This window comes from Mycobacterium sp. NTMscope_MAC_12 (genome assembly GCF_976985675.1).
This window is the reverse complement of the sequence record NZ_CDRJYY010000001.1, coordinates 5,514,408-5,533,259: the sequence shown is the minus strand read 5'-3', so window position 1 is coordinate 5,533,259 and position 18,852 is coordinate 5,514,408. Positions and strand designations below refer to the sequence as shown.

Sequence of the window (18,852 nt, the reverse complement as noted above, 5' to 3'; positions counted from 1 at the left end):
GTGGTCATCGGGGTTGCGGTCAGCCGCCCCCGGTCGGAGCGAACCGCCGCCCAACGCGCTCATCAAACTGTGCCTCAAACTCGTCTTACCGAACTGCTACGTGCCGACCGACATGGTGACCGGATCCAGGCTGACATAGCGGTGCTCGGCACGGAACATGTCCATCTCGGCAAGCCAATTCTTCCCCGCAGCAGTGACATTCACCACCGTGGGGCCGACTTGCTCGATGATCACCTCGAAGCCGTGGCGCTGTCCCTCGGAGAGCCTGACGCCCGCGGGCGCGATGGTGATCACGGTCGCCGGCCGCGGGGTGGGCGAGATCGCGGCGTCCCGAATATCCGCGGCCCCGCCGTCGGGCGCCCCGTTGCCGTCCCTGCCCCGTCGCGCGGCGTATTCCACCACGCTGACGGTGGTGCGCGGTGCCGGGCGCGAGCCGTTGACGACGCTGATCTCCGGCATCCGAACGCTGAGCCAGCGCGACATGTCACGGGTGTGCACGCAGACGCGTTCCCCGGCGCCCGCGGTGCGGATCACGATCCGCTTGGCGATCGGGTCGTCGGCGGCGACGAACACCCGCGACAGTTCACCGGCGTCGGTGACCGGCACCAGCAGCCGATCGCCGTTGCTGAGTTTCCCGATCAGCACGCCCGAGGGCCCGATCTCGGTGACCAGCTCCGCGGGCAGCGGGCTGCGCCGGATTCCGCGCAGGTGTGGTCGGGGGCCGCACATGTTGGCCGACGCCGCCGCGGCCTGCTCGCCGTTGAGGCGGCGCAGGATCACGCTGGGCGGGGTGGGCGCGGGCGTGGGGGTGCGCACGGTGATGGTCGCGGTGCACTGCGAATCCGGATACACCGTCACGTTCTGGATGACCTCGTCGGCGCGCAGCGTCCACGCCTGGGACAGGTTGCGCGACGTGATCGCCCCGGGCGGATACGCATAGGTGGTCAGCCAGCCCGCTTCCCCGCGGATGGCTTTCCACCGCTGCGCCGGTCCCGACACCGCGTCCCAGCCGAGCCGGCGATCGAGTTCGACCAAATCGGTGGCGTTGGCCACCTTGGCCCGCAGGCCTTCGCAGCGCAGCAGACCCGCGATGCGCTGGGCGACCGAAATCGCCGCTACGCCAACGGTCGTGCGCCACACCAACGCGTGGGCGTTATCGAACACCGCCAGCCGCATGATCAGCCACGTTTCGCGCCGGCCCGCGTAGGGCGGGGTGCCGATCTCCGAGTCATACACCCGCGGATAGTCGCCGACGGTTCCGTGCCGGGACCCGATGCTGACGACGCTGATCGAGTCGAGTTGCAGGCCGAGGGCTTGGTCCAGCATCGGCACCAATTCGACGACATCGAGCACGTTGTCGGTCTCGACGGTCACCGATCCGGTCACCATGGTGGCCTGATGCGCTCTGCCCAGCAGCTGCACCGCGACCACGGCGACACCGTCCTGCACCCGCACGCCGCCACCGGATCGGTTGTTGGCCACGGTGATTGGGGCCGACCAGTCGATCGGGCGCCGACCGCGCCGCCACAGCACGGCCCACGACCACGCCGGCTGGCCCCACCAGCGCACGAACACCAGCGCGACGCCCACAATCACGGCGACCGCGGCGCCGATGTAGCCGGCCAGCAGCCAACTCGCGAGCGCCAGCAGGAACACCACCCACACCCCGACCACCCGGCGATTGCTGCCGCGGCTGAACCCGGTGAGGTTGGGCCTCATCGGGCCCTCCGCAAGCGCGCGGCGATCGCGAGGACGAGCACACCGGCGGCCACCACCCCCAGGAATCCGATCGCGACGTTGCGCGCCCGATGGTCGGGCGGCGGGGGCGGCGCCGCCGGGGTGATGACCCGACTCCGTGCGCCCGGCGCCAACCGCTCACCCGGCGGGATGTTGAACGTCAGCGCCGCGACCGGGTCCACCAGCCCGTAGCCGACCTTGTTGTCGACCCCCGCGGGCGGATTGTGGGCCGACTGCACGATCCGATTGATCACCTGGTGCGCACTGAGATCCGGGTACTTCGCCCGCACCAACGCCGCGACACCGCTGACGTAGGCCGCCGAGAAACTGGTTCCCCAGAACGGCATGTTCTTCTCGCCCGGCCTCGACGGCGGGTAGGCGTTGACCGGGATACCGCCGAACTGGGGCGAGAGACCCATGATGTGGGTCCCCGGTGCGGCAACGCCGACCCACGGTCCCGACATGCTCTTGTCCAGCGCGGCGCCACTGGCATCGACGGCGCCCACCGACAGGACGTAATCGGAAAACCACGACGGCGCCGAGACGACCTTGACCTGATGCCAGTCCCGCGGATCCGACGGGTCCAGCGGGTCGTACATCGGGTTGTTGTTGCACCCGGCCTCCCCGTCGTTGCCGGCGGCCGCCACAATCACGGCGTCCTTCACGGTGGCCGCGTACCACAGCGCCGCGCCCAGGGCCCGCTGGTCGGCCGGGGCCGCCGCGGGCAGGCAGGCGGTGACCGAGATGTTGATCACCTTCGCGCCCATGTTCGCGGCGTGAACCACCGCGCGCGCAACCGAATTCAGCGTGCCGGCCTTGACCTTCTCGTCGGAGTTGGGATCGCCCGGCGGCGGGTTGACCGGTTCGAACGCCCGCGACGATTGCCGGATCGAGATGATCGTCGCGTGCGGGGCCACCCCCACCACCCCGTCGGGCGCCCCCGGGGGAAGCGGCGGCACCGCGGGTTCTTCCTCGGTCTGCGGATCGGGCGGCCCGTTCGATGCGGCGGTGGCGCCGCCGCCCTCCGGTGGCGGGGGCGGCGGTGGCGGCGGGGGAAGGACCTGGGTGATCGTCACCGGAGGCGGCGGGGGCGGGGGCGCCATCGGGGGCGGCACCTCGACCGGCGGCGGGGGCGCCCCGGCGACCGGCGGCGGCCCGGCCGGCGGCGGGAACGCCGGAGTGGCCGGCATCGGCCGCGGCATCGGCAAAATCCCTTGGGGCGCAGCGCCGATGATCGAGCTGACGATGGTGCCGTGCGCGTCGCAGTCCGTCAGGCCGTCCTCACCCATGATGTAGTCACCACCGGGCACCACCGGTAGCCGCGGGTTCGGTGTCACCCCGGTGTCGATGACCGCGACGGGCACGCCGTTGCCGGTGCTGTATTGCCAGGCCTTGGTGATGTTGAGCAGGTTGAACCCCGGAGCCAGCTGCGCCACGTCGGGGTTTCGCACGATAATCGGCGACGAGCAGCTGTTGGCGCGGCGCATCGGCTGATCGGGCCGCGGCGGCCCGTCCGGTGGCACCATCCCCGGATCCACCGATGGCGGTGTGATCGCTTGTGCGGCAGGGATATTGGCGGACAACGCGACCAGGGTCAGGGTGACGGTCAGCGCCGCCGCGGTTCTCAGTGGCGAATCCACGTGAAGAGCCCTCCCAGGGCCGCCGCCGCCGGCAGCAGAACGATGAATGCGAGCACTTCCACCCACTCCACGGTCAGCCGGATGAACGGCCTGAACCGCATGGCCGGCACCAAAAGCGCTGCGGCCAAACCCAATGCGGCGAACGTCGCCACCGCCACCACCGGCCACAGCAGTCCCGCCAGCGCGTCGTGGGACCCGGCGACGGCGTATTTGACCACTCCGGCGCACACCGCCGCCGACGCCCCGCACACCAGCGCGACGGCCTGGTATTTGGCGGCGAATCCTCGGCCCTGGGTGATGAAGATCCCCACCACCAGGCCGGCGACCACCAGCGCCAGCCACGCCCACGGGCGTCCCGGCGTCAACACGCCCCACACCGCCGCGGGCAGCACGATCGAAACCCCGACGCACAGGCCCACCTGGACCGCGTTGACCAAGCGCGCCGAGGCGGCGATCGCGGCGCCGCGCGCCGTGATGTCGGTGAGTTCGTTGTCTTGTTCCTCGGATTCGTCCTCGCTGACCGGGGACACGGTGTCGACCGGCATCCCCTCGCGCCGGGCGAACAGGTCCCGTCCGGTGATCGATCCGAAATGCGGCGGCCTGACCCGGGCCACCCACAACGCGATCAACGGGGTCATCCGGACCAGGACCAGCAGTCCGACCAACACACACACGGCCAACACCTGCGCCGTGGCCGGCCGGAACATCCGGACGGCGGCGACGACGGCCAGGACGCCGCAGACCGTCACCACGGCGGTGACCACCGCGGTCTGCCACCGGTTGCGCGCCGTCACCCCGATGGCGACGGCACCCAGGATCACCACCACGGCGCCGATCAGCCCGTGCGCCGCCCCGAGTACACCCGGCGGCGCGCAGGCGCCGGCGGTGGCCAGCGAGACCACCGCAAGCCAGGCGAACCCGCTGAACAGATCGCGCCGCTCCCGCCAGCCGTTCCGCACCACCAGGGTCGCGATGACCAACAGGACGCCGACCCCGCCCGCCACCGCCGCCGGGATCGGGCCGTCGGTGAATGTCCGTGCCCGCAGCGTCAGGGCCACCACCACCGAGACGGCCATCGCGATGACCGCGACGGCCGTGTGCGCGGCCGTCAGCGGCGTCACCGGCGCGAACATCCGATCGCCGCCGTCGCGGCCCAGCCACTTGCCCATGGCGGCCAGCCCGGTCGACAGCGACTCGTACTGCGGTTCGAACGACTCCCCGTCGACCCTGGGCACCAGCACCAGGGTGTCGCCGTCCTGGACGCCCAGCTCGTCGAGGCTCTTATTGATATCGAGGCGGACCCCATTGATCTTGTGAAGTTCGTAGCTGCCCGCCGGCAATGAAATGCCGTCAAAACCTTTGCGCTTCAGGTCCGCGTCGAACAGCTCGACCATTCCCTCGAAGAATCCCTCCATCGGAATTCCGGCGGGGAAAACCTGGGAGCACAGATGCTTCTCGTAAGAAATGTTGACCGCACAACGCGCTGGAAAAGCGACCTTATGCGGCGAGGTCACGGTACCGCCCGCTCGGCATCCGGAATGTATTTGTCGGCCAGCCCCGCGGTGATTTCGAAGAGGCGCAATCGCGTCTTTTTCTTCAGCTCGTGAACCGTATCGATGATGCCGCCTTTGGCGAGGTGCGGATCGAACGGCAGCGCTTCGACGGTCGCCCCGACCTTGGTGAACCGCTCGGTCAGGTAAGCCAGCGCGTCCTTGTCGGTGATCTGGTCGGTGTGGTTCACGATCACGGTGCTGCGCGAGACCAACTCGTGGTAGCCCTGCGACCGCAGGTAATCCACCGCCCGCAGCACCGGACGCGAGCGGTCGGCGGTGATCCCCGAAACGAACACGAGGGTATCGGTGTTCTCCAATACCGGCTTCATCACTTCGTGTTCGAGATCGGGGGAGGTGTCGACGATCATCACCGTGTGGGTGCGCCGCAATCGCGACAGCACCCCGGAGAACATCGCCGGCACCAACGGCCTGGGTTGGTCCGAGGTCCGGTTACCGGCCAGCACATCGAGACCGATTGCGTTCTGCCCCAGATGTTCTCGGATATCGGCGTAGCCCTGGACATCGGTGTCGTTGATGATGGCGGTGTAGTCGCCGGGCGGGGAATCGTCGATGCGGTCGGCCAGCGTGCCGAAACCGGGAACGGCGTCGATCGCAATCACGTTCTGCGGGCGGCATTCCCGGAAGACGCCACCGAGGCAGGCGGTGAGCGTCGTGACCCCGACGCCGCCCTTGCCGGACACCACGGTGATCACATACTGCCGCCGGATATGCCGGCGTATGCGGTTTTGTAAATCACGATAGTGTCGTTCTCGGGGAGATTCACCGAGATTTATTTGTCGAAATGAGATGGCGTAAATGAATTTACGCCAGCCCGACCCCGGTGGAATCTTTCGTGGCGCGGCCAGATCGGTAATTCGCATCGTGTCGGATACCGAATCCGGGAAGTTGCTGCCCCCTGACGGATCCCCCCGTCTGAGCGCTCCTTCGTCCGACATATTCGGGTCATTCCAAGGGCTCGTCACGACGAGATGCTAACACGGTTCGCGATACCGCGTTTACCCGTTCAGAAACCCATCAAGTGCGACAGGCGTTGTTATTACAAGGCTTTGGTTAACTAAGTTACTTCGGCATCCGATAACACCGTCTACACCACCCGCCGATACGAGTGCCACTCGTCGCCCGCGGGCAGCCGGCGGATGAGCCGTTGCACCGCTCCGCCGATGTCGCTGCGCGAACCCGGCGAGAGAATCTGATAGCGGCGCTGCCCCGAGGTGACGCTTTCGATGCAGACCCGGCCCCCGGGGGTGTCCACGATGGAGACCGTCGAATCGCCGACGGCGACGCGCGCCAATTCGTCCGGCCCGACACCGGCCTGCAGCGCGACGATGTTCGCGTGCGCGGACCGGGCGGGGTCGGCGGCCGTGAGAACCACCTGCAGCTGGTCGGCGTCCAGGCGCTGTTCGAGCAGGAACGCCCGCAGGCTGGCGGTGTCGCGCACCGAGTTCAGCAGTTGCTCGGTGTCCAGGGTGATCGGCCGCAGCGGCGCGGCCTCGGCCACGCCGCACAGCCGCTCGATCTGACCGACCACGAGCTCGCTGGCCGAGGATTCGTTGCCGGCCGTGCCGGCGGGGTACAGACGCACCATGTCGCCGTGCCGCTCCAAGACCACCCACCAGGTCGCGAAGCGGTTGATCGACGCGCGCGTGGGCTCGCGACCCGGCACGCCCATCATGACGACCAGCCCCAGGTCGCGCCGCAGCAGGACGGTGAGCCATTCGCGGATCATCGGGTCGACGTTGCCGGCCTCATCCAGTGCGCCGGCGGCTATCAAGTCCGCGGCCGCGGGGTGGCCCAGCGCGCGCTCGGGGGTGTCGAGCCGCGGCAGCATCGGCCGCAGCCCCAGCTCAGGGCAGGTTTGCTCCACCCCGGTGATCGCCTGCAGCACCCACAGGCCATCGACCGTCGTCGTCAGCATGTCGCCCCGCCGTTAATCAGCGACTCCCTCGATCGGCGAAGAAGACACCGGAGGTGGGGCACATACGCTCGGCGCATCTGCCCCACCTTCGCTTGTCCCGGTGGTTGAGCGGGCTCAGAACAGGCCGGCGATGTGCTGGTCGGTGCTGAGCGCGCTGTCGAGCACGTGCGAGGTCGTCTGGCCGTGCTGACGGATGGTGTCGATGAGGCCCTGCAGCCCCGACAGCATCTGCGCCTGCGCCTCGAAGAAGCCCGACGCGCCGTGGCCGGCGAAGAATTCCTGCAGGGCGTGCGTCCGGTTGGAGGTGTCGTCGAAAATGGACTGCAGCTGGCCGGCGCGGGAAGCGACATCGGTGGCGAAGTCGGCTACGGCGCCCGGGTTGTAAGTGATCGGGTCGGACATGGTGAATTTCCTTTCAAAAGACCTTTATGAATTGACGAATGAGTGGACGGGTCAGGAGCCGTGGCCGCCGAATAGCGCGGTAAAGGCGTGTGAGGAATCCGCCTCGTGGCCTTCCATCAGTGCCGCCGCCTTCGTGAGGCCCTCAGCCAGACGCGTGCCGCCGGTCAAGACTTTGTTCAAGTCGTTTTGCACCTCGATGGCGGTCGCGTGCGACGCGGCGACCGCGTCACCGGACCAGGTGGCCGGGTTCATCACATTTTCCTGATTTGCGACGTATCCCTGACCGATCCCGATCGCATGTTCCATGTTCGCCTGAATCGCGTTTGAAGTATCGCGAAGCATTTGCGGGGTCACCTTGATTGTCACGGAATTCTCCTTCTGCGGTTGGCCGCCCCCCGTAAGGGCATGAAGCGAAGTGTATGGCGGCTGTTTGGACCTGTCGATTCACCTTTCACCAGGGGGTGTGCTTCAGACTCTCGCGTCGACAACCCGCACGGTCGCGGGCTGTTCGGCTTTGTCACGGGATCCGCGGTCGCCTCCCGCCCCGTGCCCCACGGGCATACCGCCCATCGGGGCACCACCCATCGTCGTGGTCTGCGGTCGCATGGCCTCGGCGCCTAATGCCCCGGCCGGCCGCAGCCCCACCGGCCGGCCACTGGTGGCGGGCTCGAAGGCGCTGACCGGACGGGTGAAACTGCTCGCGGGGACGCCCGCGCTGCCCAGGGACGCGCCCCCGCCGGCTTCCGCTGCCGAAAGCCCGGTGGCCGACACCGCCGAGACGGCGGGCGTCGCCCCGCCCATGCCCATGGCGCCGGGATTGGCGAACATGCCCATCAGCGGCTGCATCATCTGCATCGGCGCCTGCATCGCCTGCATGGGAGCCTGCATCATCTGGGGGGCCGCGCCCATCATCTGCTGCACGGGCTGCATGAACGTGCCGGCCTGACCCATGAAGTCCTGGGCGCCCGAAGTCGCCTGCCCCGCGCCCTGCGTCCCCGTCTGGGCGCCCTGCATGGCGGCGCGCATGCCGTCGCCGGCGCCCATTTGCGCGGCGGACTCCCCCACCGCCGCCGCGGCCTGCGCCGGCGCCGCCGGCGAGGCGCCCATGGTGGCGATCGGCGGCGGAATGGTCAGGCTCGAGGACAGGGCCGTGAGGATCGATCCGTAGCTGGCCCCGACCGCGGAGTTGTTCGGCCACATTGACCCGAAGTACTCGAGCTCGAGCGACGTGATCCGTGGGGTCAACGCGCCCAGTACCAGCGGGTTGATGCCGTAGTCGGTCGCGGTCTCGGTGCGGTTTTCGATGCACTCGGGCGCGGGACGCATCGAACCGTACGCCATCTGATACGCCGAGACCGCGGTCGAAACCACCGCCGGCTTGACATCGACCCAGCCGGCAAGCCCGTGCAGCGACGCGTTCAGCGCGGTGGCGTTGGCCGCCGAGGCCAACGAACCGGCGCCCGTCCAGCTCGCCGAAGTCGCGACGGTGTTGATCGTCGAGGCAATGCTGGAGCCGTGATGGGTCGCCGCCAGCGCGGTCCAGGCGGCCTGATTCGCCAAATGAGTGACGACGCCCGCACCCGCCTTGAGCAGCAGGTCGTTTTCCTCAGGCGTACGCGCAGCCCACCCAGGATCGGCCATGCGCACTTCCCCCTTTGAACGTCGCTAGCGACTAAGCGCCAATAGCCAGCGTCAGGCTGCGCATGAGCTCGGTGACCACGTAGGTGCCCGAGGCGAGGGTCTGCGTGCCGGAGAACAAGCCGCGCTGGGCGGCGTGCTCGGACACCACGCCCAGGTAGCTCGCGCCGCACGCGTTCAACGCCGCCGCGAACATCGCCGAGTCGGGGTCGCCGCCCATCGGCAGCACTCCCAGCAGGACCGGCGACGCCGCCGAGGCCGCCGCCTCGGTCTCCGCGCTGATCGCCGACTCCGCGGCTGCCGACGCCAGAACCGCCTCTGACTGCACCGAAACGACCATGATTCCCTCCGAACGCTCAACGCCAAAGCCACGTGCTTGGGGCCTTCTTGGGGCCTTAGTGTAGTGCGGTTTCGCTGATCTTGTATTCGGTCCCTATCGGCCGGATGCGCGGCCCTGGTTTTCGGTAATTAATGCTGGTCCCAAGCGCGAAACTGGTGATTTCCCAGAAGGTGTCGTTGATAAACCTCAATCGCCACTCACGACCCGGCAGTCACAAAAGCGCCCCAGTGGGCCCGCGGTAGCCACTGTTCGAGCACGTTTGCTAGTCGCGGACCTGATCGCATACCGCTTCGAGTTTGATGCCGAACGGGTCACGCCAAAAGGTGGCGGAATAATGGCCGGGATATTGCGGGAAATGGCGCGGCGGGTGGATGACGGTGCCACCGATTCAAACAACATGATCATTTACCGCGCACCGATGATCGGCCGCCGCACCCAGAAGGCCAGGTGTTCGCCCGGCTCGTCCGCAGGATAGAAGAACAAGTCCGTGCCCGGCTGTTTCCCGCAGGCTTATAGGAGCCCCGCAATGAACGGCTCGGATCCGACAGGGGTGTCAGGCCGTCGTAATAACGTTCGGCGGCCGGCAGATCCGGCGCGTCTCATCGGCTCGTCGCTGAAAGCACGGGTCCGTCAACGCCGGGCGGTTCATGATATTGCCCCGTCGCGAGGAAGTCCGGTTGCCGCCCGGAGCGTTTCGGCAACGACGCGACCCGTGTCCCGAAGTGGCCGGGTGCTCCGTTGCACCCGGCCGAGCATGATCGCCCCTTCCAGACTGGCCACCGCGAACGTCGCGAGTCGGCGGGCACGGGCGGCCGAGACGCCGGCGTCAATCAGCTGGGCGGCCACCCGTGACTCCCAGGAATCGAACACCACATGGCTCGCTTCACGTAGGGCTTCGTTGCTGCTGGCGATCTCACATGCCAGCGTGCCGATCGGGCAGCCGTCTGCGAAATCGGTTTCCTCCAGGGCGCGCGCGGCCCAGTTGAACCATTTGACGGCGGCCTGACCGATGTCGGCCGACTCTGAAAACACCCGGTCGAGCAACTGCTGGTAGCGCTCGGCGGTCTGGGAGATGGCCTGCACAGCCAGGTCTTGTTTACCGCCGGGGAAGAAGTGATACAGCGAACCCAACGGGGCCCGGCTTTCGGCGACGATCTGCTTGAGGCCGGTGCCTGAATAGCCCTGGCGCCGAAACAGTCCGGTCGCCGCGGTCAGAAAGCGATCGCGCGTCGGCGTTGTCATGAGGAGGTCTCCGACCGGGCGGTCGCCACACCGCCGGCCGCGGAACCCAGCGGGAGGGCGTCTACGATTCGCCGGGCGCGTTGACGATCGATGGAGTAGGCGTTCATCGCCTCACGCTCGAGTTGATCGTCCAGCGGGCGCCCGATGACATCGAGCACCGTCTCTTTGGCTGACCGAACCGCGGACTGTTCGTGCGCGGCAATGCGATCGGCGAGGGCATAGGCGGAACTCATCAAACCGTCTTGGGCGACCACCCGGGTGACGAGGTTGACCTGCAAGGCACGTTGCGCGTCGATCGGTTCACCGCTGAGCTCCAGATCCAGAGCGACTGCGAGCCCACAGGTATCGACAAGCCGTGAGATTCCCCCGTCGCCGTGATGAAAGCCCAAGCCCACCAATGGCGCACCGAACATCGCCCTGTCAGAGGCGATGCGGATATCGCACGCCAGCGCTAATTCGAGGCCGGCGCCCAGCGCCCAGCCGTTGACCGCCGCGAGCACCGGCTTGGCAATGCGGTGTAGCCCGCGCGTAATCCCGCCGAAGCCAACCCCTTTGGCGTTCCGCCGCACCACGGCCGCATCGGCGTCGAGCCACTGGGTGAACCATGTGTTGCGGTCGGCGCCGGCGCAAAATGCATTCCCTGTCCCCGTCAATATCGCGACGTCGACACCGTCGTCGTCGCGGAACTCCGCCCAGATTTCGCGCAGCCGCTGATCCATCTCAGGATCGATCGCGTTGCGCGCGCTTGGCCGGTCCAAGGTGATCGTCGCCACCCGACCCCGCTTCTGATACCGAACATGCTCAGCGCTGACGTTCATGGAAGCCTCCGCATCCGTTCGGCGTGACGTCACAAGATTATATAGATCGCTCTACTAACGCAAGGGCTCAGCAGGCACCCCAACGACTCTCGCGTCGATTTGTCGCGTGACCGGCAACTACGCGGGGCCACGCCCGTCGCCGGCCAGCCGCAGCAGGAGTCGAGTGCCCCCGAGCGGGCTGGTCTGCAATGCCGCTGTGCCGCCGTGCAATTCGGCCTGCTGGGCGACCAGTGCCAGACCCAGCCCCGACCCCGAACGCGAGGCCGTCGATCCGCGGGCGAAACGCTCGAACACCGTGGCACGTTCGGATTCCGGGACCCCGGTGCCGTCGTCGTCGATCGCGATCTCCACGCCTTCGCCGGAACTGCTGACGGTCAGCTGGATCTTGCCGGCGTTACCGTGCTTGACGGCGTTGGCGATGGCGTTGTCGATCACCAGCCGCAGGCCGGTGGGCAGCCCAACCATCAGCACCGTCGGCGACGGCACCAGCGACACCTCGACGTCGGGGTAGATGCGCAGCGCGTCGTGTGCCGCACGGTCCAGAAGCTCGGTGATGTCGAAGGGGACGAAATCGTCGACGGTGGTCAGCTCGCCCTGGGCCAGCCGCTCCAGCGCGGTCAGCGTCCCTTCGATGCGGCTCTGGGTGCGGATGACGTCGCCGATGACCTCGTGCCGCTGCTCGGGCGGCAGGTCCAAGGTGGACAACACCTCGAGGTTGGTGCGCATGGCCGTCAACGGCGTGCGCAGCTCGTGCGAGGCGACGGCGGCGAAGTCGCGGGCCGACTCGAGCGCAGCCTTGGTGCGCTGCTGTTCCTTGCCGATGCGGGCCAGCATTCCCTCCACCGCCTCGGCGATCTCCACCGCCTCGCGCACGCCGCGCACCTGGACCTCGTCGGGGCTGGACTGGGCGTTGATCGCGCGGGCCTGCTGCGCCAGCAGCAGGAACGGATTGACCATGATCAGCGAGATCACCCAGCCCACCACGACCGTGCCGCCGATCACGCTGGCGCAGATCAGCAACACCCGCAGGTGCAGTTCGTTGATCCGGTGCTGGGCCTCGGCCAGCGGCGCGGCCAGCGCGATCGAGGCGGGACCCGCGGTGAACGTGCGAACGCGGTACTGCACCCCGTTGATGGTCGTGTTGGCGTAGCCGTCCGGGAGTTGCGGCAACACGATGTTGCTGGGCGCCGACACGGTCACCCCGCCGATGCGCGCGGTGCGCACCAGGTTGCCGTCCGGCATGTGCCGGTCGGGGGTGGCGGGCGGCGCGGTGTTGAGCAGGCTGCTGATGTCTCCCAGGCTGCTGACCGAATCCAGCCGGCGATCGAGCTGGCTGTACTGGTCATTGGTGACGCCCACCCACACCCAGGTGCCCAGCAGGACGACCAGCGTCATCACCGATATGGCGGCGACGATGAGGATGGTGCGCAGCGACAGCACCCGCATCGGCAGCTGTACACGCGGAAAGACGCGGATGTCGGGCTCCTTTGTGGGTTCGTGACGACCAGCCTGAGTACAACCCTCACAGCGGCAGGGGTTCGGCACGTTCAAGCGCGAGGGCGTTTCGCAAGAATTTACCGCTAATCGCGGCGCCGCCCTGCGCGTCACCTATCGGCGGCCGGCCATCGTTTTGCTCGCCCCACGGTGAGTGAGTACTCTCTCACCGTGCTGACTGGGCCGGGTCGAGGGCGTGACCGCCTGCTTTCCGCGGCGTTGCGGCTGTTCGCCGCCAAGGGGTACGCGGCCACGTCGGTGGCCGACATCCAGCGCGAATCGGGCCTGGCGCCCGGCTCGGGCGCGCTCTACAAGCACTTCGGCTCCAAACGCGAGTTGCTCGAGGCCGCGGTCGCGCACCGGATCGACAGCATCGTGGCCGCGCGAGAGCAGTACGACGCGGGACAGCCGGGCAGCGTCGAGCAAGCGGTGCGCACCGCCGGCCAGCTGATCTGGAGCAACCTCAAACACAGCGAGGATCTGCTCAAGGTCATGCTGCGCGAGCCCGACGAGCTCGGCGACCTCGACGAGAAGACGTGGCAGGTCATCACCGACAACGCCTACCAGCGCTTCGCCGATGAACTGGCCGCGTCGAATCGCTCCGGCCGCACCAGCATCCCCGACCCCGAAGCGGCCGCGGCCGTCGCGATCGGCTCGCTGTCCTACGCGGCGACGCTGCAAGCGCTCACCGGCCGCCTGCCGGGAAACACCGACGAAGAAAGGTATTTCGAGGCGTGGGTCAACCAGACGGTCAGCGTCCTGGCCCAGTACGCCAATCCCCGAAATCCTTTGCACACCAATGATTCAGGAGACCAGCTGTGACGTTTTCACTACAACTGTCCGACGACGTGATCGAAGTCCGCGACTGGGTGCACCAGTTCGCCGCCGACGTCGTCCGGCCCGCCGCCGCGGAATGGGACGAGCGCGAGGAAACACCGTGGCCGGTGATCCAGGAGGCCGCCAAGGTGGGGCTGTACTCCCCCGACCTGTTCGCCCAGCAGGCGGCCGAGCCGACGGGCCTGGGCATGCTGACGGTGTTCGAGGAATTGTTCTGGGGCGACGCGGGTATCGCCCTGTCCATCATGGGCACGGGGCTCGCCGCGGCGGCACTGGCGGGCAACGGCACTCCAGAACAGCTGGGCCGCTGGTTGCCCGAGATGTTCGGCACCGCTGACGAACCCAAGTTAGGCGCGTTCTGTTCGTCCGAGCCGGACGCGGGTTCCGACGTCGGCGCCATCCGGACGCGGGCGCGCTACGACGAGGCGACCGGCGAGTGGGTCCTCAACGGCACCAAGACCTGGGCGACCAACGGCGGCATCGCCAACGTGCACATCGTGGTGGCGTCGGTCTACCCCGAGCTCGGCACGCGCGGGCAAGCGACCTTCGTCATCCCGGCGGGCGTCAAGGGCCTGGCGCAGGGCCAGAAATTCAAAAAGCACGGGATCCGCGCCTCCCACACCGCCGAGGTGGTGCTCGACAACGTCCGGCTGCCCGAGGACCACATCCTCGGGGGCCGGGAGAAGTTCGAGGCGCGCATCGCCCGCGTCAAATCGGGTGCGTCCGCCCGCGGGCAGGCCGCGATGAAGACGTTCGAGCGCACCCGGCCCACCGTCGGCGCGATGGCCGTCGGCGTGGCCCGGGCCGCCTACGAGTACGCGCTCGAATATGCCTGCCAGCGTGAGCAATTCGGCCGCAAGATCGGCGAATTCCAGGCCGTGGCCTTCAAGCTGGCGGACATGAAGTGCCGCATCGACGCCGCCCGGCTGCTGGTGTGGCGCGCGGGATGGATGGCCCGCAACAACCAATCCTTCGACTCCGCGGAGGGGTCGATGGCCAAGCTGGTGGCCAGCGAGACCGCGGTCTACGTCACCGATGAGGCGATCCAGATCTTGGGCGGCAACGGGTACACCCGCGACTATCCCGTCGAGCGGATGCACCGCGACGCGAAGATCTTCACCATCTTCGAGGGCACCAGCGAGATCCAGCGCCTGGTGGTCTCCCGGGCGCTGACCGGGTTGCCTATCCGGTGACGGCCGCCGTGTGACGCGCCGCGCGGCCCGCGGCCCGCGCCGGGTGGGGCACGCGACATGATGGCGGCATGGCTACCGAGATCCGGGTGCTCGACAGCGAGGACGACCTCATCGCCGCCGCGAACGTGTTTCGCACCGCCATGGTCGGGTTTCCCCCGCTTGCGGGTCTCGCGCCCGGCCAGATCACCACGCTGCTCGAGGCGGGCCGCACCGTCGGGGCATTCGCCGACGGCCAGCTTGTCGGCACCGCCGACGCCGTGACGAGTTGGTTGACGCTGCCCGGCCCGGCGATCGTGGGGCACGCCGCCGTGACCCACATCGGGGTGCTGCCGTCGCACACCCGGCGTGGCATCGCCACCGAGCTGATACGTCACCAGTTGGGCGACTTCGCGGCACGCGGTGAGGTGGTGGCGACGCTGCGCGCCTCGGAGGCGACGATATACGGGCGCTACGGCTACGGCGTCGCGAGCTCGTCGCAGTCGGTCGAGGTCCAGACCGCGCGGGCGGCGCTGCGGCGCGATGTCGGGGCGGGCGGTCGGGTGCGCTTACTCGACACCGCGCAGGTGTGGGACGTGCTGCCCCGCATCTACGCCGAGAACCGTCCCGCCCGTCCGGGAACCATCGACCGCCCGCCGGCGTGGTGGCAGGGCGTGCGGCTGCGCACCGAATCCACCGCGGGGGCCGCGTATGTCGCGGTGCACGGCGAGCCGGGATCCGAATCCGGCTTCGTCCGGTACCGCCCGATCGACACCGAGCGGTGGTTCGTCAGCGACCAGCGCACCATCGTGGTCGAGGATTTCTTCGCGCCCACCACCGAGGCCTACCTCGGGCTGCTGCGATTCCTGCTCGGACTCGATCTGGTTGACCGCGTGCTGTTTTGGATGCTGCCGCTCGACGATCCGCTGCCGTGGCTCCTCGACGACCGGCGCGCCGTGCGGGTCACCGCCGTGCACGACGAAACCTGGCTGCGCATCATCGATGCGGAGGCGGCGCTGACCGCCCGCAGCTACGGCGGCGACGGCGCGGTCACCATCGCGGTCAATGACCCTCTGCTACCGGCCAATTCGGCGCGGTTCGCCATCGCGGGCGGCGGCGCGGCGGTCACCGACCGGCAACCCGACCTCACCGTCGACGTCGAGGGGCTCGCCGCCGTCCTGCTGGGCGGGGCCACGTGGCGCGAGCTCGCCGCGGCCGGGCTGGCCCGCACCGACGATCCGGCGGCGCTGGCCGTGGCCGATCGACTGTTCGCCGTGCCCGAGGCGCCCCACGCCGGGTTCTACTTCTGAGGGCGAGACTGAAGCGCATGATCGTCGTCATCGGCGCCGGGATATGTGGTCTCGCCGCGGCCTACGAGCTCTCTCGGCTCGGTCACGACGTGATCGTGCTGGAGCGCGGGCGCGCCTTCGGGGAGCAATCCGCCGGGCTGGCGCGGATATTCCGGGTCGCGCATCGACGCCCGGCGCTGTGCCGGTTGGCGCTGGCGGCCCGGGCGGGCTGGCAACGTTGGGAATCCGAGTTCGGCGCGGGGCGACTGCTGGGCTCCGAGGGCTTCATCGCCGCCGGCTCCCGCGACGAGATCGCGGCGGCCATGACGTCGGCCGGCGCGCGGTTCTCCCGGCTCGACCGGGCCGAAATCGCGGCACTGCTTCCCTTCGCGGTGGTGCCTTGGGAGACAGGGGTTTTCGATCCGCTGGGCGGCAGCCTGCGCATCCGCCGCGCCCTGGGCGCGTTGGCGCACCGCGTCACCATCCGGAACGCGGAGGCGCAGTCGGTGGCCGACGACGGCGCGACGACGCTCACCGACGGCACCGTGCTGCGCGGTGACCGGGTGCTGATCTGCGCGGGCGCGCACACCCCAGACCTGTTCGGCCCCCTCGGGGTTGACTTCGTCCCGCACACACGGTTCACCTATCGCGGCGCGGACGCGACCGGCGCGGCGTGCCTGTCCGCGCCCGAGGGCTACGGATTGCCGCTCGGCAGTACGGGCCGGTGGGCGTTCGGCCAGGAGGTGGCGGACCCCGCGACCGTGCGCGCGCTGTTCCCGTCGCTCTCGCCGGTCGACCAGGTGGACTGCGTCAGTGTCCGTGCCCCGTGGCTTGATTCGGGCGGCGACGGCTGGACCGTGGCGCGGCGTGGCCGCGTGCTGGCATTCGTCGGCAGCAACCTGATGAAATTCGGTCCGCTGCTCGGTGAACTGCTGGCGCGGGCCGTGTTGACTGACGAGGTGCCCGCGGAGTTGCTGCTGGATTAGTCCGGCGGCAACCCTGCGGGCCTTGGCATCTGTGGACTCCAAACCGTAAGAGCGGCAATGGAACCCAGACCGGCGGTCGGGTCGGTCAGCCGTGCGGCGCCTCGGAGATCTTGGTGTCCGGCTTTCCGAGCGTCTGGCAGTACGTCGTCACCGACAGCCGCGTTGCGGAAATCTCCACATTGCTCGGGTCGGCGCCGCTCTTGTCCTTGAGCATCTTGCTGACTTCGTCGTTCTGCTTCTTCTCGTCCTGCGTGGTGAAGTCTTTGCACTTTGTGTCGCCGCCGGTGTTGATGACCTGTGAGGCCGAACATGCGCCGGACAACAAGGCGGAGATCGCGATCGTGGCTGCCGCAATGTACTTCATCGTGTGCCTTCCTGGGTGCGAGTAGTGGTATCAGTACACCAAATCCGCTGATTTCAAACCCCTTCACACCGCGAAGTCCGGGCCCGCGGCGGAGGCGTGATCGCGTCCACCGGGAATAACCACCCGGGTGGCGTCGCGTTCTACGATCGTCGGGCGCGCGCACGTTGGAGGGGGAGAAGACCGGTGATCTCGTCGAGCGTGCGCAGCGGCCGCAACCGCCGACTGCGTCCGGGCCGGGAAGCCGCCCCCGCCCGGGCCCTGTTCATCAGCGTGTTGGCCCTGCTGCTGGCGACGGGATGGGTCGCCAATCACTTCGTCGGGTTGATGCCGGTGATCAGCGAGCACGAACACCTCAGCGCCGCCACCCTCGACGGCATCTTCGGCATCTACGCGCTCGGGTTGCTCCCCGGATTGCTGATCGGCGGCCGCACGTCGGACGCGTGGGGCCGTCGCCCGGTGGCGCTGGCGGGGGCGGCCGCCGCCGTGGCGGGGACGGTGGCGATGCTGCTGTCCCAGCACACCGGCGCGCTGCTGTCGGGCCGCCTGGTCGTCGGGCTCGGTGTGGGCCTCGCCATCAGCTCCTGCACCGCGTGGGCTTCCGATCTGAGAGGCCCGGCCGGCGCCGCGACCGCGGGAGCGGTGCTCACCGCCGGCTTCGCCATCGGGCCGTTCGCCGGCGGGGGCTTTGCCTGGGCCGGGCACTCCGGCATTCGGGTGTCGTTCGCCGTCGCCGCCGCCATTGTGGTGCTGGCGTCGTGTGCCGTCATCGTCGCGGCCGAGCCCGGCGAGCTGACCGGGCCGGCACCGGCCGCCGACAGGGCCCCGGCGGCACCGGCCACGCAGGGCGTGTCGCGGGCCCTGAGTTGGGCCATGCCACTCGCACCGTGGGTATACGCCTCGGCGACACTGGGATTCGTCACCATCCCCACCCGGCTACACACCGCGCTCGCGGCTCCGATCGCGGCGGGCACGGCCACCCTGATCGTCAACGGGGTCAGCGGGGTCGTTCAGGTGCTGGCCCGCACGCGCCGCTGGGGCCCACAGACCGGCACCGCCGGTGCGGTTCTGGCCGCACTCGGCTACGTGATGGCCGCGACGGCGCCACCGACCCTGACGCCCGTGCTGGGGCTACCGCTGTTGGTGATCCTGGGGTGCGCGTCGGGCCTGTGCCTGCGCGAAGGCCTGATCGATCTCGAGGCCGCGGCGCCGCAGCACCTGCGGGGCGCTCTGACCGGGGTGTTCTACGTCGTCACCTACGTCGGCTTCGCCCTGCCGCTGTTGTTGGCGACCGTCGACCCTGGCGCCGCGCTGGCGATCCTGTCCACCATGGCGGTATTGGCCTTGGCGACGGCGGTCGGCAGGGCGGCGCGGCTACGACGAGATAGTCACCGCCAGAACTGATTCGGA

19 protein-coding genes are annotated in these 18,852 nt (G+C 68.7%); 6 read left to right on the top strand and 13 right to left on the bottom strand.

Annotated elements, in window-relative coordinates; translation table 11 throughout:
- Window positions 1-96: 96 nt before the first annotated feature.
- The 9 genes from eccE to AC0KS4_RS25710 form a co-directional block, all read right to left on the bottom strand.
- Window positions 97-1,719, bottom strand: coding sequence for a type VII secretion protein EccE (gene eccE, locus AC0KS4_RS25750; protein WP_238955491.1), 1,623 nt, complete (start codon window positions 1,717-1,719; stop codon window positions 97-99).
- On the bottom strand, window positions 1,716-3,377 hold the full coding sequence (mycP2, locus tag AC0KS4_RS25745) for a type VII secretion system ESX-2 serine protease mycosin MycP2 (protein WP_238955489.1): 1,662 nt from the start codon (window positions 3,375-3,377) through the stop codon (window positions 1,716-1,718). The genes eccE and mycP2 overlap by 4 nt, the downstream gene beginning before the upstream one ends.
- The gene (gene eccD, locus AC0KS4_RS25740; protein ID WP_238955486.1) at window positions 3,362-4,891 is read right to left on the bottom strand and encodes a type VII secretion integral membrane protein EccD; all 1,530 of its coding nucleotides are present in this window, start codon (window positions 4,889-4,891) and stop codon (window positions 3,362-3,364) included. The genes mycP2 and eccD overlap by 16 nt, the downstream gene beginning before the upstream one ends.
- Entirely contained in the window at window positions 4,888-5,913 is a 1,026-nt protein-coding gene (locus tag AC0KS4_RS25735) for a MinD/ParA family ATP-binding protein (RefSeq protein ID WP_008262890.1), read from the bottom strand. Before AC0KS4_RS25735 ends, eccD begins: the two co-directional genes overlap by 4 nt.
- A gap of 122 nt (window positions 5,914-6,035) precedes the next feature.
- Entirely contained in the window at window positions 6,036-6,866 is an 831-nt protein-coding gene (locus tag AC0KS4_RS25730) for an ESX secretion-associated protein EspG (protein WP_225327811.1), read from the bottom strand.
- Window positions 6,867-6,980: 114 nt separating this feature from the next.
- Window positions 6,981-7,268 carry a WXG100 family type VII secretion target gene (locus tag AC0KS4_RS25725; RefSeq protein WP_008262888.1) on the bottom strand — a complete coding sequence of 96 codons (288 nt, stop codon included), beginning with the start codon at window positions 7,266-7,268 and terminating at the stop codon, window positions 6,981-6,983.
- Between the two features lie 51 nt (window positions 7,269-7,319).
- Window positions 7,320-7,634 carry a WXG100 family type VII secretion target gene (locus AC0KS4_RS25720; RefSeq protein ID WP_008262887.1) on the bottom strand — a complete coding sequence of 105 codons (315 nt, stop codon included), beginning with the start codon at window positions 7,632-7,634 and terminating at the stop codon, window positions 7,320-7,322.
- A gap of 102 nt (window positions 7,635-7,736) precedes the next feature.
- Window positions 7,737-8,909 carry a PPE family protein gene (locus tag AC0KS4_RS25715; RefSeq protein WP_225327810.1) on the bottom strand — a complete coding sequence of 391 codons (1,173 nt, stop codon included), beginning with the start codon at window positions 8,907-8,909 and terminating at the stop codon, window positions 7,737-7,739.
- 31 nt (window positions 8,910-8,940) lie between these two features.
- Window positions 8,941-9,246: a PE domain-containing protein gene (locus tag AC0KS4_RS25710; RefSeq protein ID WP_008262885.1), complete on the bottom strand. Its 306-nt coding sequence runs from the start codon at window positions 9,244-9,246 to the stop codon at window positions 8,941-8,943.
- Between the two features lie 334 nt (window positions 9,247-9,580).
- Here AC0KS4_RS25710 and AC0KS4_RS25705 point away from each other — a divergent pair, with 334 nt between their 5' ends.
- Window positions 9,581-9,721: a hypothetical protein gene (locus AC0KS4_RS25705; protein WP_238955485.1), complete on the top strand. Its 141-nt coding sequence runs from the start codon at window positions 9,581-9,583 to the stop codon at window positions 9,719-9,721.
- 170 nt (window positions 9,722-9,891) lie between these two features.
- On the opposite strand, the gene AC0KS4_RS25700 is transcribed toward AC0KS4_RS25705, so the two are convergent.
- The 3 genes from AC0KS4_RS25700 to AC0KS4_RS25690 form a co-directional block, all read right to left on the bottom strand.
- Window positions 9,892-10,488: a TetR/AcrR family transcriptional regulator gene (locus AC0KS4_RS25700; RefSeq protein WP_238955484.1), complete on the bottom strand. Its 597-nt coding sequence runs from the start codon at window positions 10,486-10,488 to the stop codon at window positions 9,892-9,894.
- The gene (locus AC0KS4_RS25695) at window positions 10,485-11,306 is read right to left on the bottom strand and encodes an enoyl-CoA hydratase/isomerase family protein (RefSeq protein ID WP_238955483.1); all 822 of its coding nucleotides are present in this window, start codon (window positions 11,304-11,306) and stop codon (window positions 10,485-10,487) included. Before AC0KS4_RS25695 ends, AC0KS4_RS25700 begins: the two co-directional genes overlap by 4 nt.
- A 117-nt stretch (window positions 11,307-11,423) precedes the next feature.
- On the bottom strand, window positions 11,424-12,752 hold the full coding sequence (locus AC0KS4_RS25690; protein ID WP_225327806.1) for a sensor histidine kinase: 1,329 nt from the start codon (window positions 12,750-12,752) through the stop codon (window positions 11,424-11,426).
- Window positions 12,753-12,971: 219 nt separating this feature from the next.
- On the opposite strand from AC0KS4_RS25690, the gene AC0KS4_RS25685 reads away from it, so the two are divergent.
- From AC0KS4_RS25685 to AC0KS4_RS25670, 4 genes are all read left to right on the top strand, one after another.
- The gene (locus AC0KS4_RS25685; protein ID WP_225327805.1) at window positions 12,972-13,622 is read left to right on the top strand and encodes a TetR/AcrR family transcriptional regulator; all 651 of its coding nucleotides are present in this window, start codon (window positions 12,972-12,974) and stop codon (window positions 13,620-13,622) included.
- A complete protein-coding gene (locus AC0KS4_RS25680) occupies window positions 13,619-14,830 on the top strand; it encodes an acyl-CoA dehydrogenase family protein (RefSeq protein ID WP_338341725.1) in 1,212 nt (403 codons plus the stop codon). The genes AC0KS4_RS25685 and AC0KS4_RS25680 overlap by 4 nt, the downstream gene beginning before the upstream one ends.
- 68 nt (window positions 14,831-14,898) lie before the next feature.
- Window positions 14,899-16,116: a GNAT family N-acetyltransferase gene (locus tag AC0KS4_RS25675; protein ID WP_238955482.1), complete on the top strand. Its 1,218-nt coding sequence runs from the start codon at window positions 14,899-14,901 to the stop codon at window positions 16,114-16,116.
- A 17-nt stretch (window positions 16,117-16,133) separates the two neighbouring features.
- The gene (locus AC0KS4_RS25670; protein WP_238955480.1) at window positions 16,134-17,081 is read left to right on the top strand and encodes an NAD(P)/FAD-dependent oxidoreductase; all 948 of its coding nucleotides are present in this window, start codon (window positions 16,134-16,136) and stop codon (window positions 17,079-17,081) included.
- Between the two features lie 85 nt (window positions 17,082-17,166).
- Here AC0KS4_RS25670 and AC0KS4_RS25665 read toward each other — a convergent pair whose 3' ends face one another.
- The gene (locus AC0KS4_RS25665; RefSeq protein WP_225327801.1) at window positions 17,167-17,445 is read right to left on the bottom strand and encodes a hypothetical protein; all 279 of its coding nucleotides are present in this window, start codon (window positions 17,443-17,445) and stop codon (window positions 17,167-17,169) included.
- A 183-nt stretch (window positions 17,446-17,628) separates the two neighbouring features.
- On the opposite strand from AC0KS4_RS25665, the gene AC0KS4_RS25660 reads away from it, so the two are divergent.
- A complete protein-coding gene (locus tag AC0KS4_RS25660) occupies window positions 17,629-18,846 on the top strand; it encodes an MFS transporter (protein ID WP_225327800.1) in 1,218 nt (405 codons plus the stop codon).
- The last annotated feature ends 6 nt before the right edge of the window (window positions 18,847-18,852 follow it).

Excerpts from the sequence above, each read along its gene's own strand:
- eccE (WP_238955491.1), bottom strand. The coding sequence starts at position 1,719 with ATGAGGCCCAACCTCACCGGGTTCAGCCGCGGCAGCAATCGCCGGGTG.
- AC0KS4_RS25730 (WP_225327811.1), bottom strand. The coding sequence starts at position 6,866 with ATGCTGACGACGACGGTCGATGGCCTGTGGGTGCTGCAGGCGATCACC.
- AC0KS4_RS25725 (WP_008262888.1), bottom strand. The coding sequence starts at position 7,268 with ATGTCCGACCCGATCACTTACAACCCGGGCGCCGTAGCCGACTTCGCC.
- AC0KS4_RS25715 (WP_225327810.1), bottom strand. The coding sequence starts at position 8,909 with ATGGCCGATCCTGGGTGGGCTGCGCGTACGCCTGAGGAAAACGACCTG.
- AC0KS4_RS25710 (WP_008262885.1), bottom strand. The coding sequence starts at position 9,246 with ATGGTCGTTTCGGTGCAGTCAGAGGCGGTTCTGGCGTCGGCAGCCGCG.
- AC0KS4_RS25705 (WP_238955485.1), top strand. The coding sequence starts at position 9,581 with ATGGCCGGGATATTGCGGGAAATGGCGCGGCGGGTGGATGACGGTGCC.
- AC0KS4_RS25700 (WP_238955484.1), bottom strand. The coding sequence starts at position 10,488 with ATGACAACGCCGACGCGCGATCGCTTTCTGACCGCGGCGACCGGACTG.
- AC0KS4_RS25695 (WP_238955483.1), bottom strand. The coding sequence starts at position 11,306 with ATGAACGTCAGCGCTGAGCATGTTCGGTATCAGAAGCGGGGTCGGGTG.
- AC0KS4_RS25690 (WP_225327806.1), bottom strand. The coding sequence starts at position 12,752 with ATGCGGGTGCTGTCGCTGCGCACCATCCTCATCGTCGCCGCCATATCG.
- AC0KS4_RS25675 (WP_238955482.1), top strand. The coding sequence starts at position 14,899 with ATGGCTACCGAGATCCGGGTGCTCGACAGCGAGGACGACCTCATCGCC.
- AC0KS4_RS25670 (WP_238955480.1), top strand. The coding sequence starts at position 16,134 with ATGATCGTCGTCATCGGCGCCGGGATATGTGGTCTCGCCGCGGCCTAC.
- AC0KS4_RS25665 (WP_225327801.1), bottom strand. The coding sequence starts at position 17,445 with ATGAAGTACATTGCGGCAGCCACGATCGCGATCTCCGCCTTGTTGTCC.